The sequence below is a fragment of the Nonomuraea sp. SYSU D8015 genome (assembly GCF_008065375.1).
Classification (GTDB): domain Bacteria; phylum Actinomycetota; class Actinomycetes; order Streptosporangiales; family Streptosporangiaceae; genus Nonomuraea.
In genome coordinates, this window is the sequence record NZ_VJYI01000014.1 from 142,575 (window position 1) to 168,312 (window position 25,738).

The 25,738-nt window shown below is 70.4% G+C and carries 24 protein-coding genes; 11 read left to right on the top strand and 13 right to left on the bottom strand.

Features of this window, described 5'->3' with window-relative positions:
• Positions 1–73: 73 nt before the first annotated feature.
• From ID574_RS41325 to ID574_RS41335, 3 genes are read right to left on the bottom strand one after another with little or no spacing between them, the layout of a single operon-like run.
• Positions 74–1,066 (bottom strand): hydroxyacid dehydrogenase, encoded by a 993-nt coding sequence (locus ID574_RS41325; protein WP_223167611.1) that lies wholly within the window; start codon positions 1,064–1,066, stop codon positions 74–76.
• A complete protein-coding gene (locus tag ID574_RS41330; protein ID WP_223167612.1) occupies positions 1,063–2,112 on the bottom strand; it encodes a LacI family DNA-binding transcriptional regulator in 1,050 nt (349 codons plus the stop codon). The genes ID574_RS41325 and ID574_RS41330 overlap by 4 nt, the downstream gene beginning before the upstream one ends.
• Complete coding sequence (locus ID574_RS41335; RefSeq protein WP_223167613.1) at positions 2,096–3,931, bottom strand: DUF2264 domain-containing protein; 1,836 nt, start codon at positions 3,929–3,931, stop codon at positions 2,096–2,098. Before ID574_RS41335 ends, ID574_RS41330 begins: the two co-directional genes overlap by 17 nt.
• Positions 3,932–4,263: 332 nt before the next feature.
• Between ID574_RS41335 and ID574_RS41340 the strand changes: the two genes are divergently transcribed.
• The 4 genes from ID574_RS41340 to ID574_RS41355 are packed head-to-tail and all read left to right on the top strand — an operon-like array spanning position 4,264 to position 8,140.
• Positions 4,264–5,568 (top strand): ABC transporter substrate-binding protein, encoded by a 1,305-nt coding sequence (locus ID574_RS41340; protein WP_188194478.1) that lies wholly within the window; start codon positions 4,264–4,266, stop codon positions 5,566–5,568.
• A 58-nt stretch (positions 5,569–5,626) separates the two neighbouring features.
• Positions 5,627–6,550 carry a carbohydrate ABC transporter permease gene (locus ID574_RS41345; RefSeq protein WP_188194479.1) on the top strand — a complete coding sequence of 308 codons (924 nt, stop codon included), beginning with the start codon at positions 5,627–5,629 and terminating at the stop codon, positions 6,548–6,550.
• Entirely contained in the window at positions 6,547–7,443 is an 897-nt protein-coding gene (locus ID574_RS41350) for a carbohydrate ABC transporter permease (RefSeq protein ID WP_188194480.1), read from the top strand. Before ID574_RS41345 ends, ID574_RS41350 begins: the two co-directional genes overlap by 4 nt.
• Before the next feature lie 10 nt (positions 7,444–7,453).
• On the top strand, positions 7,454–8,140 hold the full coding sequence (locus ID574_RS41355) for a hypothetical protein (RefSeq protein WP_188194481.1): 687 nt from the start codon (positions 7,454–7,456) through the stop codon (positions 8,138–8,140).
• 12 nt (positions 8,141–8,152) lie between these two features.
• Here ID574_RS41355 and ID574_RS41360 read toward each other — a convergent pair whose 3' ends face one another.
• A complete protein-coding gene (locus ID574_RS41360) occupies positions 8,153–8,992 on the bottom strand; it encodes a LysR family transcriptional regulator (protein WP_223167632.1) in 840 nt (279 codons plus the stop codon).
• Between the two features lie 87 nt (positions 8,993–9,079).
• On the opposite strand from ID574_RS41360, the gene metE reads away from it, so the two are divergent.
• Positions 9,080–11,227 (top strand): 5-methyltetrahydropteroyltriglutamate--homocysteine S-methyltransferase, encoded by a 2,148-nt coding sequence (gene metE, locus ID574_RS41365; protein WP_188194626.1) that lies wholly within the window; start codon positions 9,080–9,082, stop codon positions 11,225–11,227.
• Here metE and ID574_RS41370 read toward each other — a convergent pair.
• Genes ID574_RS41370 through ID574_RS41395 form a run of 6 tightly spaced genes read right to left on the bottom strand, consistent with a single transcriptional unit; the run spans position 11,218 to position 16,674 of the window.
• On the bottom strand, positions 11,218–11,769 hold the full coding sequence (locus ID574_RS41370) for a GNAT family N-acetyltransferase (RefSeq protein ID WP_223167614.1): 552 nt from the start codon (positions 11,767–11,769) through the stop codon (positions 11,218–11,220). The two genes, metE and ID574_RS41370, sit on opposite strands and share 10 nt — an antisense overlap.
• A gap of 40 nt (positions 11,770–11,809) precedes the next feature.
• Entirely contained in the window at positions 11,810–12,727 is a 918-nt protein-coding gene (locus ID574_RS41375) for a carbohydrate ABC transporter permease (protein WP_188194483.1), read from the bottom strand.
• Complete coding sequence (locus ID574_RS41380) at positions 12,727–13,638, bottom strand: carbohydrate ABC transporter permease (RefSeq protein WP_188194484.1); 912 nt, start codon at positions 13,636–13,638, stop codon at positions 12,727–12,729. The genes ID574_RS41375 and ID574_RS41380 overlap by 1 nt, the downstream gene beginning before the upstream one ends.
• On the bottom strand, positions 13,638–15,050 hold the full coding sequence (gene ngcE / locus ID574_RS41385; protein WP_188194485.1) for an N-acetylglucosamine/diacetylchitobiose ABC transporter substrate-binding protein: 1,413 nt from the start codon (positions 15,048–15,050) through the stop codon (positions 13,638–13,640). Before ngcE ends, ID574_RS41380 begins: the two co-directional genes overlap by 1 nt.
• Before the next feature lie 19 nt (positions 15,051–15,069).
• Positions 15,070–15,804, bottom strand: a complete 735-nt coding sequence (locus ID574_RS41390; protein WP_188194486.1) for a sugar isomerase domain-containing protein — start codon at positions 15,802–15,804, stop codon at positions 15,070–15,072.
• The gene (locus ID574_RS41395) at positions 15,805–16,674 is read right to left on the bottom strand and encodes a MurR/RpiR family transcriptional regulator (protein ID WP_188194487.1); all 870 of its coding nucleotides are present in this window, start codon (positions 16,672–16,674) and stop codon (positions 15,805–15,807) included.
• Positions 16,675–16,753: 79 nt separating this feature from the next.
• Here ID574_RS41395 and ID574_RS41400 point away from each other — a divergent pair, with 79 nt between their 5' ends.
• The 6 genes from ID574_RS41400 to ID574_RS41425 all read left to right on the top strand — a co-directional run bounded on the left by ID574_RS41400 (position 16,754) and on the right by ID574_RS41425 (position 22,832).
• Positions 16,754–17,833, top strand: coding sequence for an N-acetylglucosamine kinase (locus ID574_RS41400; protein WP_188194488.1), 1,080 nt, complete (start codon positions 16,754–16,756; stop codon positions 17,831–17,833).
• A gap of 528 nt (positions 17,834–18,361) precedes the next feature.
• On the top strand, positions 18,362–18,568 hold the full coding sequence (locus ID574_RS41405) for a cold-shock protein (protein WP_188194489.1): 207 nt from the start codon (positions 18,362–18,364) through the stop codon (positions 18,566–18,568).
• Positions 18,569–18,905: 337 nt separating this feature from the next.
• Positions 18,906–19,031 (top strand): hypothetical protein, encoded by a 126-nt coding sequence (locus ID574_RS61985; RefSeq protein WP_262496109.1) that lies wholly within the window; start codon positions 18,906–18,908, stop codon positions 19,029–19,031.
• Between the two features lie 187 nt (positions 19,032–19,218).
• Positions 19,219–20,448 (top strand): DUF5994 family protein, encoded by a 1,230-nt coding sequence (locus ID574_RS41415; RefSeq protein ID WP_188194491.1) that lies wholly within the window; start codon positions 19,219–19,221, stop codon positions 20,446–20,448.
• A 59-nt stretch (positions 20,449–20,507) separates the two neighbouring features.
• Positions 20,508–20,933 (top strand): hypothetical protein, encoded by a 426-nt coding sequence (locus ID574_RS41420; RefSeq protein WP_188194492.1) that lies wholly within the window; start codon positions 20,508–20,510, stop codon positions 20,931–20,933.
• Between the two features lie 426 nt (positions 20,934–21,359).
• Complete coding sequence (locus tag ID574_RS41425) at positions 21,360–22,832, top strand: hypothetical protein (protein ID WP_188194493.1); 1,473 nt, start codon at positions 21,360–21,362, stop codon at positions 22,830–22,832.
• Positions 22,833–22,841: 9 nt separating this feature from the next.
• Here the strand turns inward: ID574_RS41425 and ID574_RS41430 are convergent, their stop codons facing one another.
• From ID574_RS41430 to ID574_RS41440, 3 genes are read right to left on the bottom strand one after another with little or no spacing between them, the layout of a single operon-like run.
• Positions 22,842–23,891, bottom strand: a complete 1,050-nt coding sequence (locus ID574_RS41430) for a VWA domain-containing protein (RefSeq protein WP_188194494.1) — start codon at positions 23,889–23,891, stop codon at positions 22,842–22,844.
• Positions 23,892–24,842, bottom strand: coding sequence for a VWA domain-containing protein (locus tag ID574_RS41435; protein WP_188194495.1), 951 nt, complete (start codon positions 24,840–24,842; stop codon positions 23,892–23,894).
• Positions 24,839–25,735 (bottom strand): DUF58 domain-containing protein, encoded by an 897-nt coding sequence (locus ID574_RS41440; protein WP_188194496.1) that lies wholly within the window; start codon positions 25,733–25,735, stop codon positions 24,839–24,841. The genes ID574_RS41435 and ID574_RS41440 overlap by 4 nt, the downstream gene beginning before the upstream one ends.
• Between the last annotated feature and the right edge of the window lie 3 nt (positions 25,736–25,738).

Sequence of the window (25,738 nt, forward strand, 5' to 3'; positions counted from 1 at the left end):
GGGTCGGAGTGGCCTCCGGCCGCCCACGACAGCCACTTGAACCTGGCCCAGCCATCAGCTCCGGTGTGACAAGTCACGCGATCCGCATCAGATCGGCCAGACGCACCTGCCCGCGGAGCGGGCGGCCGGTGACGAAGCGCTCGACCTCGCCGACCGCGTACTCTCCGAGCGTGCGGAGCTCCCCGCCGCGGGCGCCGCTGATGTGCGGGGTCACCCACACGCCGGGCGCGCTCAGCAGGGGATGCCCCGCGGGCAGGGGCTCGGGGTCGGTGACGTCGAGGATCGCGTTGAGCCTGCCGGAGACGCACTCGTGGGTGAGCGCCTCGGTGTCCACGAGGGTGCCGCGCGCGGTGTTGATCAGTGTGGCGCCGTCGGGCAGCAGGCCGAGGCGGCGTCTGTCCAGCAGCCGGTACGTCTCGGGAAGGGCGGGCGCGTGGACGGTCACCAGGCTCGCGCGCCGGCACAGCTCGTCGAGCTCGACCAGCTCGCAGCCGAGCTCACGGGCCTGGCGGGCGTCCAGGTGGGGGTCGTTGAGCAACAGGGTCGCGTCGTACGCGCGGAGCCGCTCAATCACCAGGCGGCCGATGCGCGAGGCGCCGATGACGCCGACGGTGGCGCCGCCGAGCCCGGCGCGTTCACCGGCAGGAGGCACCCCGGGATGTGGGCCGTCAGGCCAGCCGCCGGCGGCGTAGGCGCGGATCCGGTGCGGCACCGACTTGGCGGCCAGCACCAGCATCGACATCGTGTAGTCCGCCACGGGGACCGCGTTGGCCGCGGCGGCCGACGACACGACGATTCCGCGCTCGAACACCTCCGGGGTCACGTGCCCCTTGACGCTGCCCGCGGCATGCACGATCGCCCGCAGCCCAGGCGCGCCGTCCAGCACGGCGGCGTCGATCCGGCGGCACCCCCACCCGGTGATGAGCACCTCCACGTCGGCGAGCGTCCCGCTGAGGCCGCCGAGCACGGCGTCGGGGGCATCGACGAACTTGGCCAGCCGTACCCGGAGGTCATCGGGGAAGATCTCGCCGAACAACGCGCCGGACATCGCGAAAGCGGCTCTCACCGCGGATTCTCCAAGCGTTTCACCGAGTTCCTGACGACGATGTGGGTGCCGAGCATGAGCGGCGGCTCGGTCAGCGGATTCTTGCCGGACAGGGCCAGGCGCACCGCGGTGCGGCCCAGCTCGGCGACCGGGAGGTGCACGGTGGTCAGCCGGATGTCCTCGGCCGGCGGCGTGTCGTCGTAGCCGACGATGGAGATGTCGTCGGGAACGCGCAGCCCGTGATCGTGGATCGCCTGGACGGCCCCGGCCGCGACCACGTCCGTGGCGGCGAAGACCGCGGTGAAGTCGCGGGGCCCGTCGGTGAGCCGCTGCTTCATCGCCGCGTAGCCGTCCGCCCGGTCGAAACGGCACCGCACCTCGAGCGCCGGGTCGTGGCCGACCCGGTAGTCCGCGAGGGCCGCGCGATAGCCGGCCACCCGGCTGTCCGACGTGCTGTGGCCGGGGCGAAGTCCCAGGTAGAGAATGCGCCGGTGGCCGGCGGACAGCAGATGGGACGTGACCGCGTGCGCTCCGCCGGTGTTGTCGAACCCCACCGTGAGCGCCGGCACCCCCTCGCCGAGCGGCGGCCGGCCGGCCAGCACCAGCCGTGAGCCCGAGGCGGCCAGCCAGTGCGCGTACCGGGTCATGCGCTCCCGGTAGTCCTCGTCCTGGACCACGCTGCCCACCAGGATCACCGCCTCGGCCCGCTGCTCGCGCATCATCTGGACGATGGTCAGCTCGCGCTCCGCGTCGCCGCCGGTGGTGCAGATGAGGGACAGGCGTCCCTCCGCCGCGGCCTGCTCCTCGACACCCTGGGCGATGTAGGCGTAGTACGCCGAGGACACGTTGTCGATGACGATGGCCACGGCGCCGGGCGAAGCCACGGACAGGGCTCTGGCCTGGGCGTTGCGTACGTAGTCCAGCTCGCGCACGGCGCGGAGCACCTTGTGCCTGGTGGCCGGCTGCACCGGGTAGTCGCCGGCCAGCGTGCGCGAGACGGTCGCCACCGAGACCCCGGCGTGTTTGGCGACGTCGCGGATGGTGACGCGTCTAGCCGGTCCAGACAACGCGCTCTCCCCCGGGTTCGTGTCGGACGTACGCGGGCTCGCGACCGAGCGCGACCTCGACCCGCGATCCAGCGGCATCATTCCACGAGACTTGATCTTCGTTCACGTGGACATCCGGGGCCTGCGCCGCGGAGTCCCGGCTGAGGCGCACCGCCGTGACGAAGACCGCGTGGCCGCCCGGATGGACGCCCACGAGGTACGGCGTGGCGGAGTGGGCGCCGATCGCGTTCTCGTCCTGGCGGAGCGCGGCCTGGGCGGTGCGCCAGCCGTGCAACCCCACGATCTCGCTCACGATCTCGTTCGACCCGGTCCGCACCGAGGCGGCGGAGCCGTCCAGCGTGACGGCGCAGGGATCGGCGGAGGCCAGGGCGTACCCGCCGTCGCGCACCACGCTCCCTGCGGGAGCGGTGACGCGGTGCACCCGCACCTCCCAGAGGCCGTCGAGTACGGAGGCGGTCTCCACGACGGCCTCGCCGTCGGCGTAGCGGGAGGCCGCGAAGTCGCGGGCGATGCCGATGCGCTCGATGCGGCGGCGCCGGGTGGGCCGCCCGTCCGGGAGGATCACGGTGAGGTGGTTGTCGATGTTGTCGGCCCGGCCGCCGGGGCCGGTCTCGGGCGCGGTGTGCGTGGAGTAGCCGAGCTTGACGTAGTGCGGGTCGTCCTTGGCGCTGTCCGGGTCGTTGCCGTCGCTGCCGTGGTTGACCAGCCGCGTGACCCCTCCGGTGCGGTGCAGCAGCCAGCCCGGCGCGGGCAGGGTCACGGTGAGGTCGCCGTCGTCGGGCTCCACGGCGGGCGCGGTCCACACCGGGTGGTCGGGGCCGAGCAACAACCCCAGGAATCCCTTGCTGGCCCAGTACGGTGACGCGGGCCCGGAGTACGGCTGGGTCATCGGCAGATGGGTCCGGTGCCATCCCAGCGTGAGCAGGCCGCGCTCGTCGGGCACGCCGTGGGCGGCGAAGTGGTCCAGCGTGCGGCCCGCCATCAGGCGTGTGGTCCCCGGGTCCAGCGGGGTGGCGTCGAAGAACGCGCCGAGCCAGAGCGGGGCCAGGCTCGCCATCCGGTACGTCAGCGAACGCCCCTGGTGCATGGGCGCGCCGTCGGGGGCGAAAAAGTGCCGGTAGCCGTCGAGGAACGTACGGAGCCGCTCCTTGTAGACGGTGGCGTCGGCGCCCGACATCCTGGTCCACCACAGCGTGTAGAGGTGGATCGCCCAGCCGCAGTAGTAGTCGTAGTTCTGCCCGGCTCCGTCGGTGTACCAGCCGTCGCCGACGTACCAGCGCTCCACGTCCGCCAGGTGCCGGTCGATCTCCTCCTGGTCGTACGGCCCGCCGACGCCGGCGAGGAACTGCTCGACGATCACCTTGAACAGCACCCAGTTGCACGGCCAGGCGCGCTTGCCCACGATCCCGCCCAGCCAGGACACCACCCGCTTCTGGACGGCGGAGTCGAGCCGGTCGAACAGCAGGGGCCGGGTCTCGTGGAGGGCGATCGCGATCGAGGCGGCCTCCACGATCGTCTGGTGCCCGTCGGCGATGGGCTGCCAGGCGTGTTCGTGGCCGGGGTCGGTGCCGTGCGCCAGCCCCTCCGCGTAGCGTTCGAGCAGGGCGGAGGGTGCGCCGGCCGGGTCTCCGGCGAGGCGGAAGGCGGCGAGCAGGAAGGTGCGCGCGAACCCTTCGAGCCCGTCGGACGCGACCCCTGCCCAGCTGGTGCGGCCCGGCAGGCGGTACTGCGCGAAGCCGGGGGTGGCGTACGGCGTCACGGCGTCCAGCAGCCCGTCCGCCGTCTTCACCCAGTGCTCGTGAGAGTGGTCAGCGCGCACGGCACCTCCTAGAAAGCGGTTACTTGGGCCACGCCGAAGATAGGGAAGTCCTTCACCGACCGTCAAGAGCGCACAAATCCCCACGCAACAAAACAATAACGAGAGGGTGGCAAAGCCCCAGGTCAGACCGGCATTCCGGCTCTGCGCGCCCCGCGACGGGGGTTGACGGCCACGTAACCCGCTCTTAACGTTCAGCGTACTCGTCGGGTAACCGGTTACTAGCCGCCCCGCTTCCCTGCCGCCCTCGACCTGCCCAACGTCACGATCACCCCCCACGTCGCCGGAGCTTTGGGATCGAAGACTCAGCGAATGATGGAAAGGAGACCGGATCAATGATCCTTTCGCACCCATCAGCACGGGCCCGAGTGCGCCGCCATCTGATCAAGAGCATCGGGGCCGCGGCCGCGCTCGCGCTCGCGGTGACCGCCTGCGGCTCCGGCGGCCAGGCGAGCGGCGGCGGTGACGGGGGAAACACGCTGACCGTCTCGGTCTGGAACATGGCCAAGACGCCCGAGTTCCAGGCGCTGTTCGACGCCTTCGAGAAGGCGAACCCGGGCATCAAGATCAAGCCGGTGGACATCCTCGCCGACGACTACGCCGAGAAGGTCACCACCATGCTCGCCGGCGGTGACACGACCGACGTGATCACGATGAAGAACGTCACGGACTACTCGCGCTACTCCAGCCGCGGCCAGCTCCTCGACATCACCGACCTGGCCAAGTCGAGCGACGCCTCGAAGCTGGCCGGGCTCGACTCCTTCAACGTCAACAACACGTACTTCGCGCTGCCCTACCGGCAGGACTTCTGGCTCGTCTACTACAACAAGACGTACTTCGACAAGGCCGGCGTCAAGTTCCCCGAGAGCGCCACCTGGGACCAGTACGCCAAGCTCGCGCAGCAGCTCACGAAGGAGGAGGGCGGCAAGAAGGTCTACGGCACCTACCACCACACGTGGCGGTCGGTGGTGCAGGCCATCTCGGCGGCCCAGACCGGCGGCGACCAGCTCGGCGGCGACTACAACTTCTTCACCGAGCAGTACGACATGGCGCTCGGGCTGCAGAAGGCCGGCGCCACCCTCGACTTCGCCACCGCGATGTCGCAGAAGTCGGACTACAAGACGCAGTTCGAGACCGGGGCGACGGCCATGCTGCCCATGGGCACGTGGTACATCTCCGCCCTCCTGGCGGCCAAGGAGAAGGGCGCCACCGACGTCGAGTGGGCGCTGGCCCCCATGCCGCAGCGTCCCGGCGGCACGGGCGTGACGACGTTCGGCTCGCCGACCGCCTTCGCCGTCAACAAGCGCGCCAAGAACGCCGACGCGGCCAAGAAGTTCGTGCAGTTCGCCGCCGGCAAGGCGGGCGCCGAGGCGATCGCCAAGATCGGCGTGGTCCCCGCGCTGCAGACCCCGGAGATCACCACCGCCTACTTCGGGCTCAAGGGCATGCCGACCGACGAGCTGTCGAAGAAGGCGTTCCAGCCGGACAAGGTCGTGCTGGAGATGCCGGTCAGTGAGCGTACCTCCGACGTGGACACGATCCTCAAGGAGGAGCACGAGCTGATCATGGTCGGTGACAAGTCGGTCGCCGACGGCATCAAGTCGATGAACGAGCGCGTCAAGAGCGAAGTCCTGAACTAGGGAGCGGCGGCGGGCACCGGAGCGCATCCGGCGCCCGCCGTTTCCCTGGAGGAACTACATGACTCAGGTCATCACGCAACCGGCCCCATCATCAGCAGGGCCCCGCCCCAAACGCGCCTGGCGCACCATCCTCGTGGGCTGGAGCTTCATCCTGCCGAACTTCGTCGGCTTCGCGCTGTTCACGCTCCTGCCGATGCTCGCGGCGTTCGCGCTGGCGTTCCTGGACTGGGACTCCTACAGCACGCCCGAGTGGGTGGGGCTGAAGAACTTCCAGCGCCTGCTCGACGACGAGAACTTCCACGTCGCGCTGGGCAACACCCTGTACTACGCCGCCGGCCACATCCCGCTGACGCTGGTCGCCGCGCTCGGCCTGGCGATGGCGCTCAACAGGAAGATCCGCGGCGTGCAGTTCTTCCGCACCGCGGCGTTCTTCCCGTACATCACCTCGCTGGTCGCCGTCGCCATTGTGTGGAACATGCTGTTCAACCCGACGGCGGGACCGGTCAACCAGGCCCTCGAAGCGATCGGCATCGCCGATCCGCCCCGGTGGGTGGCCAGCACGGACTGGGCGATGCCCGCCGTGATCCTCACCAGCGTGTGGCGGGACATGGGGTACTACATGGTGCTCTACCTGGCCGGCCTGCAGACGATCCCGAACGAGTACTACGAGGCCGCCCGGGTGGACGGGGCCAACGCCTGGCAGCGCTTCTGGAGCGTCACCGTGCCGTGCCTGCGGCCGACGACGTTCTTCGTCCTCGTCATGCTGACGATCCAGAGCTTCAAGGTCCTCGACCTCATCGTCGTCATGACCGACGGCGGCCCCGGCCGCAGCACGCTGGTCCTGGCCCAGCTCGTCTACCGGGAGGGCATCACCGAGGGCAACTTCGGCTACTCCTCGGCCATCGCCCTGGTGCTCTTCGTCATCGTGCTCACCGTGACCGTCGCCCAGTTCCGCCTCAACGAACGGAGGAACGCCCGATGACCGCGCTGCACGACGCTCCCCCCGCGACCACCGGCTCGCCCGGGCGGGCGCCGGCGGGCGCGGCCCGCCGGGGGCGCGGCCTGGTCCGCAAGGTGCTGGCCTACGCCGTGCTCGTCGTCGTGGCGGCGCTGGTGCTGGTGCCGTTCGCGTGGATGGTCTCCGCCTCGCTGAAGCAGAACAACCAGGTCTTCACCATCCCCATCGAGTGGATCCCGCGCGAGTTCCGCTGGTCGAACTTCGCCGAGATCTGGGACCGCATCCCGATGCTGACCTACCTGGGCAACTCGGCGTTCCTGGCGGTCACCATCACGCTGCTGCAGGTGCTCACCGGGAGCTTCGCGGCCTACGGGTTCTCCAAGGTGCGCTTCCCCGGGCGGGACGCGCTCTTCCTCGCCTACATCGCCACCATCGCCGTGCCGTGGCAGGCCTACATGGTGCCGCAGTACATCATGATGCAGCAGGCCGAGCTGACGAACACCTACTGGTCGATCATCCTGCTGCAGGCGTTCGGCGCCTTCGGCGTGTTCCTCATGCGCCAGTACTACATGTCGATCCCGGACGAGCTCTGCGAGGCCGCGCGGATCGACGGGCTGAGCGAGTACGGCATCTACCGGCGGATCATGCTGCCCCTGTCGAAGCCGGCGCTGGCCAGCCTGGCCCTGCTGACCTTCGTCAACACGTGGAACGACTACATGGGGCCGTTCATCTACCTGACCAGCAACGAGCTGTGGACCGTGCAGCTCGGCCTGCGCTCGTTCGTCGGCCAGTACGACGCCGAGTACGCCATGATGATGACGGGCGCGGTCGTGTCGGTCCTGCCGATCCTGGTCATCTTCCTGTTCGGGCAGCGGTACTTCATCCGCGGCATCGCGACGAGCGGGCTCAAGGGATGAGAGCCCAAGGATGAAGGCACTGCTCAGGCCCGCCAGGCAGGAGACCTACGAGAAGGTCTTCCGCATCGTCCACACCGGGCTCGTGACGAACGTCCTGCTGGCCGTCGCGTGCGCGCCGTTCCTCGCGGCGCTCGGCGTCGTCAGGAATCCCCTGGCGTCGTGGCCGTTCTTCGCCGCGCTGTCGACCCTCTGCGCGCCCGCCCTGACCGGGGCGTTCAGATGCTTCGCCGAGCTGGGCGAGGGGTCGGGGGCCGTGCTCCGCCCGTTCTGGGACGGCTACCGCGGGGCCGCGGGCCGCTCGATGGTCGTCTGGGCGGCCGGCGCCGCCGCCGTGAGCGTGCTGGCCGTGGACCTGGCCGCCGTCTCGCGCACCGGGTGGGGTCCCGCGCTCGCGCCGTTCTTCGCGGCCGCGGCGGTGCTGGTCGTGGCGGTGGTGGTCGCGGTCATGACGCTGCTCGCGGAGCGGCGGGACGGTTCCGTACGGCTGCGGGACCTCGTCCGGCCGTGCCTCTACCTGGTGGCGAGGCGCTGGTACCTGGCCGCGGCCAACGTCGTCGTCCTCGGGCTCGCCGTGGGGGTCATTCTGGTCAACCCGGTGATCGGGGTGTTGATCGTGTGCTCGCCCCTGCTCTATCTCGTGTGGGCCACGACCCGGTTCATCCTCGCGCCGGTCCTGCCGTCCCGCACGGCGGAGTGAGCCGGGGCGCCGTCACCTCGTCCACAGCGCGTCCTGCACCGCCTGGACCAGGGCCATCAGCTCGGGTGTGACGCGCTCCCTCGACCAGGCCAGCGCGTACGTGATGCGCAGGTCGCCCGCCTCCAGGGGCACGAAGCGGACGTCGTCCCGCCTGATGGTCCTCGCCAGCAGCTGCGGGATCGGCAGCAGGCCGGCGCCGGCGGCCACCAGGTCGAGGGCGGCGGCGAAGTCGTCGTCGGGCACCAGGCGGGAGCGGCCGGGCAGGCCGGGCCACGCGCGGGTGCCCGGGGTGAGCAGGACGTGGCCGTTCAGCTCGTCCGCGGCCACTCTCGGGCTCGACGCCAGGCGGTGGCCGGCGGGGACGGCCACGTGGTCGACGGTCACGTGGAATCGGGCCGCCGTGACGAACTGGGCGGGGGCCGGGGTGGACAGGATCGCGGCCGAGACCTCGCCGGCCGCCAGGGCCTGGGCCGCCGCCGCCCGGCCGGCCACCCGTAGCTCCACGCCGATCGACGGGCTGCGGCTCGCCAGGCGCCGGACGATGCGGGCCGCCAGCGTGCCGACCAACGGTGGATAAGCAAGGTGAATGGTCGGGCGTGCGAGTCTGGCTGCCTCGGCGGTGAACGCCCGAGCCGACTCGAGCACCTGCTCCGCGTACGGCAGCAACGCCTTGCCCTCGGCGGTGAGCCGCACCTCGCGGGCGGTGCGCTCGAAGAGCCGGAGGCCCGCGGCGCGCTCGAGCCTGGTGATGGCCTGGCTCATGGCCGGCTGCGACATGCCCAGGTCGGCGGCGGCAGCCGAGAAGCTGAGCCGGCCGGCGACCCTGGTGAAGCAGTGGAGCTCCTTGAGCATAAGCAGCACCAATACATGGTGCACGATGCGGCGAATTCTCGGCACGATCGCACCCGATCAATCGGGAGTGACGAGGAGTTGATGGAGATGTCGCCGTTCCCCAAGTCGACCGTGCTGGGGTACCCGCGGATCGGGCCGCGGAGGGAGCTGAAGCGGGCGCTGGAGTCGTACTGGGACGGGCGGTCGAGCCGGGCGGAGCTGGACCGGGTCGGCGCCGGGATCCGGGAGCGGACCTGGCGCAGGCTGGCCGAGCTCGGGCTGGAGGGGCTGCCGTCGAACACGTTCTCGCTGTACGACCAGGTGCTCGACACGGCGGTGCTGCTCGGCGCGGTGCCGGAGCGGTATCGCGCGGCCGAGGACCCCTACTTCGCGATGGCCAGGGGCACCGAGGGGCTCGCGCCGCTGCGGATGACGAAGTGGTTCGACACGAACTACCACTACATCGTGCCGGAGATCGGCCTGGACAGCGCGTTCAAGCTGGACGCGGGCAAGCCGCTGGGCGAGGTGCGGCAGGCGCGGGCGCTGGGGTACGAGACGCGGCCCGTCGTGGTCGGTCCCGTGACGTTCCTGCTGCTGGCGTCGGCGCTGGACCGGCTGGACGACGTGCTGCCCTGCTACGAGGAGCTGCTCGCCCTGCTGGCCGCCGAGGGCGTCGAGTGGGTGCAGCTGGACGAGCCGGCGCTGGTGCAGGACAGGACGGCGGAGGAGTTGGCGGCCGTGCGGACCGCCTATGAGCGGCTGGGGTCGGTGGGCTCGCGGCCGGGGCTGTTCGTCGCGTCCTACTTCGGCGAGCTCGGGGAGGCCCTCCCGGTGCTGGCGGCCACGCCGGTGGAGGCGATCGGGGTCGACCTGGTGCGCGGCGGCGTGCCCGTTGCCGATCTGACCGGGAAGACGGTGGTCGCGGGTGTGGTGTCCGGGCGGGACGTGTGGCGGACCTCGCCCGAGCGGGCGCTGGCCAAGCTGGGGGCGATCGAGGCGGACCGGGTGACCGTGAGCACGTCGTGCTCGCTGCTGCACGTGCCCTACGACGTCGAGGCCGAGCCGGACCTGGATCCGGCGCTGCGGTCGCGGCTGGCCTTCGCGGAGCAGAAGGTGGCCGAGGTGGTGGCGCTCGCGGCCGCCGGCTTCCTGGAGGCGCCGCTCGACGAGCCGTCGGCGCCGCTGGCGGGGCCGGTGGTCGTGGAGGGGCGCGGCCCGTACGCGGTGCGGGCGGCGGCGCAGGCCGGGCACCTGCGGCTGCCGCCGCTGCCGATCACCACGATCGGCTCGTTCCCGCAGACCGGCGAGCTGCGCGCGGCGCGCGCCGCGGTGGCGGCGGGGACGCTGACGCAAGAGGAGTACGAGCGGCGGGTCGAGGCCGAGATCGAACGCGTCATCCGGGTGCAGGAGCGGCTCGGCCTCGACGTCCTCGTCCACGGGGAGCCCGAGCGCAACGACATGGTGCAGTACTTCGCCGAGCACCTCCACGGCTTCGCGGTCACCAGGAACGGCTGGGTCCAGTCGTACGGCTCGCGCTGCACCCGCCCCCCGATCCTGCACGGCGACGTCCGCAGGCCTGAGCCGATCACCGTGCGGTGGGCCACGTACGCGCAGTCGCTCACGGACAAGCCGGTCAAAGGCATGCTCACCGGGCCCGTCACGATCGTGGCCTGGTCGTTCGTCCGTGACGACCTGCCGCTGCGGGACGTGGTGTTCCAGGTGGCGGAGGCCATCGGGGACGAGGTGCGCGACCTGGAAGCGGCCGGGGTGTCGATCATCCAGGTGGACGAGCCGGCGCTGCGCGAGCTGCTGCCGCTCCGGCGGGCGGCGCAGGAGGAGTACCTGGAGTGGGCTGTGGCGGCGTACCGGCGGGCCACCTCGGGGGCGAGTGATCGCACGCAGATCCACACGCACCTGTGCTACTCCGACGCCGACCAGATCCTGGCCGCCATCGACGGGCTGGACGCGGACGTGACCACGATCGAGTCCGCCCGGTCGGGGGCGCGGATCCTGGGGGCGGTGGGTTCCTTCGGGCGCGGGCTCGGGCCGGGGGTCTACGACATCCACTCGCCGCGCGTGCCGTCGGCAGAGGAGGTCGAGGAGCTGCTGCGGAGGACGTTGCGGGCACTACCTGTGGAGCGGGTCTGGGTGAACCCGGACTGCGGGCTGAAGACGCGGACGTACGAGCAGGTGGAGGCGGCCCTGGCGAACGTGGCCGCCGCCACGCGGAAGCTGCGGGCCGAGCTTCAGGCGTAACGCTCGGTGAACTCCTCGATCGTCATCCCGAAGAGGACCTCGTCCTCGAAGCGGCCGCCCGCGTAGTGGCTCCTGCGCCGGCGGCCCTCCTCGACGAAGCCGAGCCGCCGGTGCAGGGCCAGCGACGCCTCGTTGGAGGAGAAGACCCCGGCCTCGGCCTTCTGGAAGCGGCGGTCGAAGAACATGTAGCGCAGCAGGATCACGATGGCGTCGGCGGCGTAGCCCCTGCGCCGGTGGGGCTCGCCGATGGCGATCCCGTACGCGAAGGTGCCGTTGACGCGGTCCACCGTGTGGGTGTTGAGGCCCCCGACGGGGGCGTCGTCGTCCGTGGTGGCGATCACGAGGCGGAACTCGTCGAGGTCGGCCTTCTGCTCGGACTGTTCGACGGCCCACTTCCTGGCGGACGCGGCCGAGGTGGGCGGGTGGAGGCGCCAGCTGTTCCTGGTGGCTTCGGAATCCTCCTCGAAAGCGTGGAACGTCTCCCAGTCCTCGGGCTCCATCGCGCGCAGGCGCACGCGCTCCCCCACCCATGCCGACTTCATGGCAGGCAGCCAACCAGATCGTGCCTGCCCGGTCACCCGATTATTTCAGCGCTCCCGACGTCAGGCCGGACTGGATCTGGCGTTGGAACACCGTGTAGACGACCAGCATCGGGAGGATGGCCAGGGTAAGGGCGGCGAACAGGGCCGACCAGTCCTGGTCGTATCCGGCGGCGGTGGAGATGTCGGCGATGCCCTGGGTCAGCACCCACTTGTCCCGTTCCTGCAGCAACACCAGCGGGAGCTGGTACTGGTTCCACTGCCCCAGGATGTTGAAGATGGTGATGCTGATGATGCCGGGCCGGGCCATCGGCAGCATGATCTGGAAGAAGACGCGGGTGTGGGAGGCGCCGTCCACCATGGCGGCCTCTCCCACCGCCCTCGGGAGCGTGCGGAAGAAGGCCGACAGGAAGAAGACGGTGAACGGCATCGAGTACGCGATGTAGACCAGGACGAGCCCGGCGTGCGTGTTCAGGCCGATGAACGGGCCGACGACCGGCACGTTGCCCATGTTCTGGACGACGAAGAACAGCGGCGTCAGTGCGAGATAGACCGGGAACGCCAGCCCCGAGACGAAGAGCAGGTAGATCGCGCGGTTGCCGCGGAAGGGGTAGCGGGCCAGGACGTACGCGGCCATCGAGCCGATGAGCATCGTGCCGAACGTACTGAACGACACCACGATGACGCTGTTGAGCATGTACTGCCCGATGTGCGCCTGCTCCCACGCCCGGGCGAAGTTGTCCCAGCGCAGCGCGGCGGGCATCGACCAGGCGTCGCCGAAGATCTCGTCCTCGCTCTTGACCGAGGCCAGGAACGTCCACAGGATCGGCACCACCGTCAGCAGCGTCCACAGCAGCAACGCCAGGTGCGTGAGCACGCCCAGCGGCCCGAGGCGCCGCCTGCGCTCTTGGCGGGCGAGCTTGCGGGAGTTCGCCGCTGTCCACGAGATCATCGTTGTCATCAGTACTCGATTCGTTCGCGTCGGGACAGGCGCAGCGAGAGGATCGCGAAGCCGACGGTGAAGAAGAACATCACGACGCCCAGCGCCGAGGCGTAGCCGAACCGGAAGTACTGGAACGCGTTGCGGTAGATCTCGGCCGCCATGACCGTGGTCGAGAAGTCGGGGCCGCCGTGCTGGTCGGTCATCACCCAGACGATCGCGAACACGTCCAGGGCGAGGATGCCCAGGTAGACCCAGGCCACTTGCACAGTGTCCCAGAGCAGGGGAAGCGTGATGCGGAAGAAGAGGCTGAGGCGACCCGCTCCGTCGATCTGCGCGGCCTCGAACATGTCTCTGGGGATGGAGGCCAGGCCGGCGGAGAAGAGCACGACGTAGAAGCCGACCGCCTGCCACACCATGACCCCCAGCACCGACCAGAACGCCACGTCGGGGTCGGACAGGAAGCCGATCGGCGGGAGGCCCAGCGCCATCAGCGGGCCGTTCAGCATGCCGCTGCCGTCCGGCCGGAACACCTGCTGGAACAGCACCGCCACCACCGCGACCGCCAGGACCTGCGGGAAGAAGAACACCACACGGTAGAACTTCGACCCGCGGATCCCCGTCACGCCCTGCGGGCCGCCCACGTTGAGCAGGAAGGCGAAGAACAGGGCGATGACGATCGTGATCAGCGGCAACAGGAGGAGCAGGGCGCCGTTGTGGCTGACGGCCTTCCAGAACGTCCCGTCGCCGAGCAGTCGCTCGAAGTTGTCCAGGCCGATGAAGCGCGGCGTGGCCGTCACGCCGCGCCAGTCCGTCATCGCGATGTAGAACGCCTGGATGTACGGCGAGATGACGTAAACCAGGTAGAGAATCACCGGGGCTGCCAGGAACGAGGTGATGAACAGCCCGCGGCGATACCTGTTGAAGATCATTAGCGCTTGTACTTCTTGATCGAGGAGTCGTTCTTGATCTCGTCGGCCTTCTTCTGGATGCGCTCCAGGTACTTGTCGGGCGTCAGGCCGCCGGACATGAGCTGGCCGGTGGCGGCGATGGCCTCGTCCTTGAGCGGGCCGTACCAGTTGAACCAGCGGTAGTAAACGGTGTTGGCGCCTGCGTCGGTGACGGCCTTGGAGGCGCTGGTCACGCCCGGAGAGATGTCCTTGCCCTCGGTGGCGCCCTTGACCACGGTCAGGGTGCGCACCAACGCGCTGAAGTCCCCGGCGGCCTTCTTCGACAGCATGCCCCGCAGGTACTCCATGCCCGCCTGGGGGTGGGGGCTCTTGGCGGAGACGATGAAGTTCTCGCCCGGCTGGGTGTGCAGGGTGCCATAGGGCATCTTGTCGGACCCGGTGACGTCGGGGATCGGGAACATGCCGTACTCGAAGTCGGGCGGTGTGGTGGTCTTCTGCTCGTTCTCCAGCCAGGAGCCGGAGGGCAGCATGGCGACCTTGTACTTGTTCTGCGCGGTCTGCGTCTGGACGTGGTCGAGGCCGGTGGTGCCCTCCATGAGGTATTTGGCGCCGACCTCGGCCCAGGCGGTGGCCGCGGACTTCATGGCCTCGGTGGTCCAGGCGCCGTCCTCGAGGTTGTCGATGTTGACCAGCACCTCGTTGCCGCCGATCTTGGCGGCCATGGTGAGCAGTGGCTCGTACAGGTATTGCGGGAACTTGCCGGCGTAGGTGAAGGGCGCCATCTTGCCGGACTTCTTGATCGTCTCGCAGAGCGCGATGAACTCGTCCCAGGTCTTCGGGATCTGCCAGCCGTTGTCCCTGAACACCTTCTGCGAGTACCAGATGCCGTGGATGTAGTTGACGTAGCCCAGCACGCTGAACTTGCCGTCGTAGGTGCCGATCTCGATGACCGACGGGTCGATGGTGTCCCTCACCTTGGTGTTCGGGTCGTCCCACGAGGGCGCGTCGAGCAGCGGGGTCAGGTCCTGGAGCTGGCCATCCTGGGAGAGGGCGCCGAAGTCGATGAAGTTGGCGCCGGAGTTGTCGATCACCTCTGGCGGGTTGCCGCCGGCGAAGCGCGGCTGGAGGACCTTGGTGATCTCCTTGGTCGCGTTGTGCTTGATCTCGACGTCGGGGTATTTGGTCTTGAACAGGGGCTGGTGGATGTTCTTGGCGTAGTCCTGGCCGAAGCCGCCGTCGAAGATCCACACCTCCAGCGGCTTCTTGGCGTCCACGCCGAACGGGTTGGCCGCGCTGGTGGCGACCGGCGCGGACGAGCTCGAGGCGGCGGGCGGGGCGGCGGGTGTGGCACATGCGGCCAGCGCCCCTGCCGCCGGCACGAGCGCCGCGGCGCGCAGGAATCCACGTCTGCTGATCTGGGGGGTGTCGGACATTATTAGTACTCCTGACATTTCATGTTCCGCGTCGGATGCGCCCTGCGTACCGGCTCTCCAGGGCCTTGTTGTGCTCGTCGCCGCCGGTAACGTTTACCGACAGGTAGACGGGCGGCGTCTCACCCAGCGCCACGAGCTCTTCGACCGCCTCCGTGACCACCATCTGCGCGAGCAACGCCGAGGTGATCGTGGACACCGCACCGTAGCTGCCGCCGCCGGGCAGGTCGAGGATGGCGTCCCCGTACGGCGAGCCGTTGTCCAGCACGACGTCGGCCAGGTCGAGCAGCTTGGCGCCGGACGGGTGGCGGGAGGTCATCCGCGTGCTGTGCTGGACCGAGGTGATCGCGATCAGCGGATGTCCGCGGTCCTTGACGATCCCGGCAAGCTCGACGACGGCGCCGTTCACGCCCGAGCTGGAGATCAGCACGAACACGTCCTGCGGCTCGACCGGCGCCAGGTCATAGATCTGGTGCGCGATGGCCGGATCGCGCTCCAGCTCGGGGGTCAGCACGCTGGGCGGCTGCCCGCCGTACAGGACGAGGTCTCTGGGCGAGAGGCGGTTGCTGGGGACGAGGCCGCCGGCCCGTCCGGCGATCTCCATGGCGATGGCCTCGGAATGCCCCGAGCCGAAGGCGTTGACCACGCCCTCCGCCCGGATCGCGGCCACCACCAACCCGGCCGCCTTCCTCACCGGCTCCGCCTGGCTCTCGGCGACCTGTCGTGCCAGGTCGAGGACCTTGGTTGCGTACGTCATTCAGCCTCTCTCCACCCGGTGGCTCTCCACGGCGCTGATCGTGCGCTCGAACGCCTCGTTCGTGCGTTCGTAGGTGCGTTGGGCGACCGCCACGTAGACGGCGTCCAGCACGAAGAGCTGCGAGTGGACGGCGGCCAGCCCCCCGAGCCGGAACGTGGTCTCCCTGCTGGCGGTGGTCAGCACCAAGTCGGCCAGCTCCGCCAGCGGGGAGCGGGCGAAGGAGGTGACCGCGACCGTCGTGGCGCCGTGGCTGCCCGCCTCGGCCAGCGCCTCCATGACCTCGCGGGTGCGGCCCCGGTGGCTGATGCCGATGGCCACGTCGCCCTGCTTGAGCAGCGCCGCCTCCGACAGGGCCACGTGGGCGTCGCCCGCGCTCCAGCCGGGGATGCCGATGCGGCGCAGCCTGCCCTCGAACATGGTGGCGACGTTTCCGCTGGTCGAGACGCCGACGAGGAGCACCCGCGGGGCCGCCACGACGGCGTCGGCGATCTTGGCGACCACGTCCAGGTCGAGCTGTGCGGCGGTGTCCTGGATGAGCCTGGTGTCGGCGGCGGCCATCACCTCGATGGCCGTGTCGAGCGGGTCGTCGGGGCCGATCTCGTGACCGACGCCCGCGCCCCAGCCCGCCTGCGCGGCCCGGCCGGTCTCGGTGGCGAGCGCGACGCGCAGCTCGGCGTAGCCGGAGAAGCCGAAGGCCCGGCAGAACCTGGTCACAGTCGCGGGCGAGCTGCCGGCCCGCTCGGCCAGCGCGATGATGGTCGAGCGCGCGGCCTCGGCCGGATCACCGAGGATCACCTCGCCGACCCGGCGCAACGCCTCCGGCAAACCGGGTAGTTCTGTTTCGACGCGCCCGAGCGCTCCTGAAGTCACGAATATTCCTTCCGAATACCCGGTCTTCTGGCGAAAATTATTCTTGCTTCCCTGTCGCGTCAACCCCCAGACTCGTTCCGTGACTGAATCGCTAGTCGTCGGTGTCGATGCCGGAGCCACGTCGACGCGCGTCGCCGTCCACGCGCTCGACGGCACCCGGGTGGGCTACGCGCGGGCCGGCGCGGGCAATCCCAGCGCCCACGGGCTGGCCAAGGCGGTGGCGGCCGTCCGGGAGGCGCTGGGCGCGGCGCTCGGGCCGCACGACGGCGGGCGCGTGGTGGCGTCGCTGGCCGGCGTCGCCGGCCACGTGGCCGAGATGGCGCCGGAGCTCGCCAAGGTCTGGGCCGATCACGGGATCGCGCCGGGGCCGCGCTATTCCGGGGACCTGCCCATCGCGTACGCGGCCGGCACCCCTGAGCCCGATGGGGCGCTGCTGTTGTCCGGCACGGGCGCGGCGGCGGCCAGGATCGTGAACCACCGGCTCGACCGGATCGCCGACGGGCTGGGGTGGTTGCTGGGCGACGCGGGGTCCGGTTTCTGGATCGGGCGGGCGGCCGCGATGGCGGTGGTCGACGCCTTCGACCGCGGCCTGCCGGTCGAGACCATCGACGCGGGTGGGCCGCAGGCGGAGATCGGCGCGCCTGGGCCGGAGGCGGAGATCGGTGCCAGGGGGCCGTCCGAGGCGGAGATCGGTGCCGCTGGGCCGTCCGAGGTGGCGCCGAGTTCCGGCTCCGGGCTGCTGGTCTCGCTCGTGGCGAAGGACTTCCTCGGCGACGAGCGGCCGGCCACGCCGCGTGACGTCGCCGACCGCATCGTCCGGCTGGCGCAGGCCCACCACATGCGCCTGGCCGCCCTGTCCTCGCTCGTCAGCCGGGCCGCCGAGGCAGGTGACCCGATGGCGGTCACGATCGTGCACGAGGCCGCCGACCATCTGGTCGCCACATTGCGACGGGTGCACGTGTCCGGGCCGGTGGTGCTCGCCGGGAGCGTGCTCACCAGCGAAGGGCCGGTGCGCCGGGCAGTGACGGAGTTGCTGGCCGGCAAGACGGTGACGACGGCGCGGGACGCGGCGGGCGCGGCGGCCTGGCTGGCGGCCCGCGACCTGCTCCCGGAGGCCGACGCGAGGGCCCGGCACGCCGCGTTCACAGCCGGCCCCTGACCAGCGCATCACCCCTTGACCGCCCTGGCCGTCATGCTCGTGCCCACGCGCCGCTGCGGAACAAGGGAGAGCGGCAGCGCGACCAGGCCGGCGTCGCATTGGAATCGGCGCGTCAGGCAGCCTCATCGCTGTGGCTGGAGCTGGGCGTTGGTCCGGTGGGCGGGGCGACGGCTTCCAACCGACCGAGTCGCTCGGCATGCGGAATGACCTCATGCGACCCAGGTCGCGCGGCGGAGTGGCCCCGCCCCCGTACGCCGCTTCCTGCCCGCCGGGTATGGGACGGCCGGACCGGCCCGAGCAGGGTCAGCACCACGTAGCCCCGCATACGTGGAGAGCACCAGAAACCTGTGATACGCTGATGAGCGTTGCAGTTATGGCACCCATAAAGACTTTTGCGCGCCTGACAGAGCTCACTCTTCAGGCGCGTTTTTCGTTTACCGGTCATCTCCGGATGGGCTCATCGCGGCGACAGGAGATTCGCGCGGTGCGAATTCTCTAGTTTCCTGCACATCTCTGAAGGAGATCGACATGGCTACCGGAACCGTCAAGTGGTTCAACTCTGAAAAGGGCTTCGGCTTCATCGCGCAGGACGGCGGCGGCGCCGACGTCTTCGCGCACTACTCCAACATCGTCGCCAACGGTGGCTACCGCGAGCTGAGCGAGGGGCAGAAGGTGTCCTTCGACGTCGTCCAGGGCCAGAAGGGCCCGCAGGCGGAGAACATCGTCGCCGCCTGATCTGCCGCGCGTCATGAGTCCGGGTCCGCTCCCCTAGGGGGCGGGCCCGGATCTCGTTTCACCCCGGGTCACTGGGCCCTGGAGCTTCACGACATCCGTCGGCGGAACAGGCGGATTGTCCTGTCGAGCAGCGTTCAGCAGCACCCCAGCCCAGACCGCGACAGAAGGAAATCCACCGGCATTTCCCGCTAAAGGTCGATTTATCAGGCTGGCTGGCCGCATACTTGTACCAATGAGGCCTACTCAAGCCGCGGTCCGGCGACGCCTGCCTGGAAGCCCCTTCAACGTTCCCGAAGTCCCGCCACCCCCCGTCGAGCAATTTGTGGCGGGAGACCGGGTGAGCCATGACAAATACGGCCTCGGCCGGGTCATCGCAGTTGAGCAGAACGTCGCCGTTCTCGTCGATTTCGGCGCGGAGACGTACCGCATAGCCGCGCCGTACACCAAGCTTGAGAAGCTGTGACGGCCGCAGCCGGGTGAGGCGCAGAGGCGGCGTATGCTGAATTCACCTGAGACTTTCGCATGTCGGCAACCGCGTCGGCATCGCCTCGGGCGTAACCGGTCCTTGGCACCGGAGACAGGCGGCACGCCAGATGCCGAACCATCATCACCTCATAGCGCCCATCCGTCTCCGTCCGGCCCGGGTGTTCTTGGAGCCGACGCTGACCAGGGACGGAACGCTCGACGGCGCTTGGTGGCCCTACTCCACCGACCTCAACCGCGAGTTGCCCGCCCTCGTCAGCATTCTGCAGGACCGGCTCGGCCCCGTCCTGCGGGTCCGGCTCGACCTGACCGCATGGGACGACGTCCCGGCACACCTCCTCATCGGCGGCCGTTTCCTGCGCGTCAGCGGCTACTCCGCAGCGCCCAACACGATCCGCGTGATCCGCAGTAACCAGGACGGCTTCATGCTTCTGGTGATCCCGCCAGACACCTCCGCGCCCATCGCGGCGGCCGCGATGACAACCGCCGCACGCACGGGCAACACGTTGACGGCGAGCGAGATCCTCACCCGCTGCCAGTCACCCGCACGCGGACCGGGCGAGGGCACGAAGATGCGCCGCTACCGCGGCTCCGATCGGGAGGCCGTGCTCGCACTGGCCGATGCCGACCGCTTGCCCGGCCAACCGGTGTGTACGCCAGACACGCTCGACTGTGCAGTAGCCGGGACATCTCATCGCGACCCCGCTCCCTGGGCGGAGCTCGAACGCCCGAAAACTGACGTTCTGGTGGACCCGGACGGCCAGGTCGTCGGAGTGGTGTCTTACGCCGTGCATCGGCACCACGACACCGGTCAGATCCTGTGGCTGCACGGGCGCGAGGTCCTGGACGTGATCCAAGCGCTCGTTTCCCATGCCCTGCACGCTCTCGGCGACAGGGACCTCATCAATGCCTTCACCGCCGCGCCGGGCCTCGGCCTGGGAGCCCTGCCGACAGGTCGCCGGCCCGTCACCAGCAAGGTCCTCGAGCACGCCGGATTCTCCGGCCGCGATTCCTGGCGATATCTGCGCCGTGCGGGACCACACGAGATCGATACCGCCACGAGTCCGCTGGTCGAGGTGGTCAGCAGCACGGCACCGCAGGGATGGTGGCTCAAGGCCCACGACGACGACCGCTCCGCCGAGCTCGTCGTCGAGGAGCCCATGGACGGGCATGGCGTCCTGTGGTGGTTCGGCGCGGACACCGGACACGCCGACGTGATGCTGGAACGCGCGCTGCTGCGGGAGGCCGACACCATCCTGCACGATCGCGGAGCGTCGGACGCCGTCCTGTACGCCGCCGGCGGCCCGGAGTCTGCCTGGGCCCTCTTCGACGCGGCGGGCTTCATCGAGATCGACCACCTCGTCTCCTACGCCCGGCGCCCCGTCCCCACCGGCTGACCAGCCTCATCGCCAGGCGAATTCTGCGACGACCTGGAGGATTCATCATCAGCGAGCCCATGACCCGATCCAGAACACATCCGGTGCGCCGTCGCGTTGTCGAGACAGCAGTCCTCGGTGCGCGCAGTCAACCCCAGGCCGAGATCGCCCGGTGGACATGTCTCCATGGGCAGCATGTCGCCGAGGGCTGCGTGACGTGCTACCAATCCGCGGGCGAAGCCGATCCGGCCCTGCCGCTGTGGGAGGTCGCGGTATGGTTCACCTCACCCCGGCCGATTCCGATCAAAGTCCTGCACGACGTGCATCGCCACGGCCGTAACTTCGCGCTCGACCAACCGTCGACTCCCCTGGTCTTTCTCCTGACCGGCCAGGCCCGAGCCGCCTACGGAGTGGAGGCGGTGGCGGGACTGGTGGGGTTCCTTGTGCAGAACCGGCACACCGTCGATGACTTCACCGTGACGGAGGTCCGGGCCGTCCACTTCTGACGCGCTCCCACCCACCGCTCCATGACTGGGTTCATGCGCGGCACGCAGACGCCGGTGAGCACCCTCGCGGCCCGCGACCTGCTCCCGGAGGCCGACGCGAAGCCCCTGCACGCCGCGAGATCGGGAATTGGGCATTACCGGAATCGATCTTGTGTTCGAGACGAACGAAATGGAAAGATCATCTCGCCTTTCGTCGCACAGATCGAGGTGAAACGTGAACACACCAGGTCGATTACACCTGCTCGAACCTCGTCATCACCGACCTGGATCGCTCCAGCAGGCCTTCGTGGGCGACACCCCCGATAAGAGGTATGACGCCGCCCCCTCCCCGCATGCGTGAGGGACATCCCACCCCCCCATGACCCCGTCCCGTCGGCGGGCCCTCGCGTGAGAGGGCTCGGCTGACCCCGCCACAGGAGCCTGCTCATGACGGCACCGGCCGTTGATTTCGTGCTGCCCGTAAAGCGGCACCGGGTGTTCGTCGTCGCACTGCTGCTCGCACTGGCCCTGCGAGGACTGGCGATGCTCGGCTACCGGCCGGCGCTGTGGTTCTGGGCCGACTCCTTCGCCTACCTGACGTCGGCCGCCCGGCCCGTGCCGGGGGAGTTCCGGCCGCTGGGATACTCGCTGTTCCTCGCCGTGTTGTCGCCCGGTCCGGGCCTGGAGCTGGTGACCGCGGTGCAGCACCTGCTGGGCCTGGCGCTGGCCGTCGCGGTGTACGCGCTGCTGCGGCGACGGGGCCTGCCCGGGTGGAGCGCGACAATCGTGGCGGCTCCGCTGCTGTTCGACGAGTTCCTGATCCTGCTCGAACACATGATCATGGCGGACGCGCTCTTCGCCGTGCTGGCCACCGGCGGAATCCTGGCGCTGCTGCGACGGCGGATCACGCCGGCGGTCGCGGCGACCGGCGGGATCCTGCTGGCGCTGGCGACCCTCACCAGGACGATCGGCCTGGTGGCGCTCGGCCTCACGGCCGGCTACCTCCTCCTTCGCCGCTGCGGATGGCGGGTTTGGTGCGGTTTCGCCGTGGCGGGCGCGGTGCCGCTGCTGGCGTACGCGACCTGGATGTCGGCCACGAGCGGCACCTTCGGGCTGACCAGGGCCGACGGCCTGTTCCTGTGGGCGCGGACCGCGACGTTCGCCGACTGCTCCGTGATCCGCCCGGAGCCCCGGCTCGCCCGGCTGTGCCCCCGTACGCCCGTGGCCTCCAGGCCGGCGCCGCCGTTCTGGCTGTGGGCCCCGTGGTCACCGATCAATGAGGTGCGCGGCGGCGAACGCAACGCGCTCGCCGGCCAGTTCGCCTGGGCCGCCATCCGGGCGCAGCCGGTCGACTACGTGACCGCCGCCGGGTATGACCTGCGGTGGCTGCTGCGCTGGGAACGTACCACGGGCCCGGACGTGGCGACCAAGCGGAACCCTTACTGGTTCCCCTTGGAGGAGCGGCCCCTGCAGAAGTCGGTCCGGGCCGTCGCGGAGGCGTACGAGGGCGGCCCGGCCGCCACCAGGATCATCGAGCCGTACGCGGGCTGGCTGCGTGCCTACCAGCGCTTCGGCTACCTGCCGTTCCCGTTGCTCATGGTGGTGCTCGCCGCCGCCCTGGTCCTCGCGGCGGTGCGGCGGCGCGTGGACGCGCTCCTGCCCGGCCTGGCCGCCGCGGCCTTCGTGCTGGCACCGGCGTTCCTGCACAGCTACGACATCCGGTACGTGGCACCGGCCATCCCGCTGACCTGCCTGGCCCTCGGCCTGGCGGCCACCCGGCCGCTACCGCCCGGAGCGCCGCAGACGTCGTCGGCAGATGACGGCGGCGGGGCTGCGCATCAGCGCGGTCCACGGCGGACCCGCGGACCTCAGAGGGATGGGTTGATCACTCTCGGCGGGCGTGAGACATCAGCGGGATGATCGGTGCCCTCAGCGGGTCGGGGTCCGGGGGCGGTTCCACCAGAGGGAGAGGGACAGGGCCGCGGCAATGAGGATGGCGCCGCCGGCGGCGAAGGCGGCGGCCGTGTCGACCCGGCGGTTGATGACGGTGAAGCTGCCCGGGAGGGCGTCGAGGGCGCTTTGGAGCTGGTCGGCGTTCTCGGCACGGTGGTAGGAGCCGCCGGTGGTCTGGGCTATGCGCTTGAGTGCGGGCTCGTCGATCATGCGGATGTTGCGGCCGCTGTCGAATCTGCCGCGGCCGCCGAAGCCGCCGCCCCAGCCGCGGCCGTCGAACTGTGAGTTGTCGCAGACCATCGGGGCCGGGTTCGTGGTGCCGAAACCGATGGTGAAGACGCGGACGCGGCGCAGGGCTGCTTCCTGGGCGGCGGTCTGGGGGTCGACGCCCTGGGTGTTGGCGCCGTCGGTGAGCACGATGATCGCGGCGCCGGCGTAGCCGTCCCCGCCGTTGCCGGGGTTCGCGCCGGTGGGGGCGACCGACGGGTCGACCTCCGCGATCGCGTCGATCGAGGTGAGCATGGCCTGCCCGATCGCGGTGCCCCGGGCCACGGTGAGGCCGTCCAGCGCATCGAGCAGCGAGTCGGTGTCGTCGGTGGGAGGGACGAGCAGAGCCGCCGTGCCCGCGAAGGTGACCAGGCCGATGCGCGGCCCGCCCCGCTGCGACTCGATGAACTCCGCGGCGGCCTTCCTCGCGGCGGTGATGCGGTTGGGGTCGACGTCCGTGGAGCACATGGAGCCGGAGGTGTCGAGCGCGAGCAGGATCGTCGCCGACGTCTGCGGCACCGGCACCGACGCCTGCGGCCGCGCGGCCCCGACCGCGAGCAGCGCGAGCCCGGCGACGAACAGTGCAGCGGGGATCCTCCGCGTCCAGCGCGTACGGCCGGGCAGGGCGCTGCGTACGAGCGCGATCGAGGTGACGCGCACGGCGGCCCGCCTGCGGCGGCGCCGCGCCCACTCGCGGATGATGAAGATCAGCGGGATGATCAGGACGGACAGCAGCGCCCACGGCCATGAGAACGACATTCAGATCACCCGTCCAGACCGGAGCACGGTGAGCGCCGCTCCTGCGGTGAGCAGCGCGAGGGCGAGCCCGATCAGCCCGCCGGCGAGGGGCAGCGGCTCGTCGGAGACGGTGAGCCGCAGGTCGATCGTGTCGGCGATCCCGTCGAGGCCCGCGGCGTCGGAGGCGGGGCGGTAGGCGCCGCCGGTGGTCTCCGCGATCAAGGTGAGGGTGTCCTCCTCGAGCGAGGTCTGCAGGTGGTAGCCGTCGACCTTCACCGTCGCCCCGGCCGCGGTGCCGACCCCGACGGTGTGGATGTGGACGCCCGCCCGCTGGGCCACGGCGGCGGCCCGTTCGACGTCCCCGCTCGTGTTCTGGCCGTCGGAGAAGATCACGATCGTCGCCGACGGCCAGTAGCCGATGTCGGGCGCGGCGCCGTCGCGACCGACGGCCACCGGCTTGCCGGTGATCGCCGTCAGCGAGGCCATGATGGCCGCCCCCAGTGAGGTGCCCCCAGTGATCTTCAGCCTGTCGATGGCCGCGAGTGCGATGGTGTGATCGGCGTCGGGCCGTGCGGCGGTGAGCCCGCCCCGCTCGAACGCCACGACCCCGATGTCGACGCTGGCGGGCTGCGCCGCCACGAAGGCGCGGGCCGCCCGTTGCGCGGCCGCCAGCCGGGTGGGCGCGACGTCGTCGGCGCCCATGCTGTTGGAGACGTCGATGGCGAGGATGACGGTGCCCGCGGTCCGCGGGACCGGCACCATGGCCGCCGGTCCGGCGGTGGCGATCGCCAGCACCCCGACGCCGGCGATCGTCAGGCCGGTGCCGAGGTACGCCCGGCGGCCGCCCGGCACGGCGACGCCGGCCGCGGCGAGCGCGGCCGTCCGGCGACGCGCCGAGACGACGGCCGCCCAGGCGAGCGCCGCCGTGACGAGCAGTCCGACGGCCAGCAGCAGCGGAGACGACAGTGTCATGCCGACCGGTCCCGGGTCCGGGCGACCACCTCGACGAGCGCCTCGGCCAGATCGCGGTCGGTGTCGACGCGGTGGACGGGCACCCCGGCCCGGCGCATGCCCGCCGTGAGCCGGGCGTCGCGGGCGTCGACGGCTTCGCGGAAGCGGACCCGCAACAGCGGGTCGGCGGAGTCGACGACGAGCTGCTCGCCGGTCTCGGCGTCCTCGACCACGATCAGCCCGGCCTCAGGCAGTACGTCGTCGGCCGTGTCCACGATCCGCAGCGCGACCACCTCGTGCCGCCGGGCCAGGCGCTGGAGCGAGCGCTCCCAGTCGCCGTCGCCGATGAAGTCCGACAGCACGACGATGAGTGCGCGGCGGCGCGCGAGCCGTCCGGCCGCGTCGAGCATCTCTGCCAGGTCGGTGGTGGTGCCGCTACGCGCCCCCGAGGTGGGTTCCGCGGTGCGTTCCAGCTCGGCGCCGATCCGCAGCGCGTGCCGCCGGGAGGTGCCGGGCGGCACGACTTGCAGCATCCCGGTGTCGAACAGCAGGGCGCCGACGCGGTTGCCGCCCCGGCCGAACAGCCGGGCGAGGACGAGCGCGAGCTCGGCGAGCACGTCGTGCTTGCCGCGCCCCGGCCGGCCCGCCAGCATCGACGCCGACCGGTCGAGCACGAGCCACACCGTCAGCTCGCGGTCCTCGGTGAACACGCGCAGGTGCGGCTCGTCCAGCCGTGCGGTCACGTTCCAGTCGATGTGCCGGGCGTCGTCGCCCTCGCTGTAGGCGCGCAGCCCGGTGAAGTCGATCCCGGAGCCGCGGTGCGTGGTGCGGTGGGCGCCCTGGAGCCGGCCGTCGAGCCTGCGGACGACCTTCCACTCCAGGCGGAGCAGGAGCCTTTCTGGGGCGGTGGCCATGGC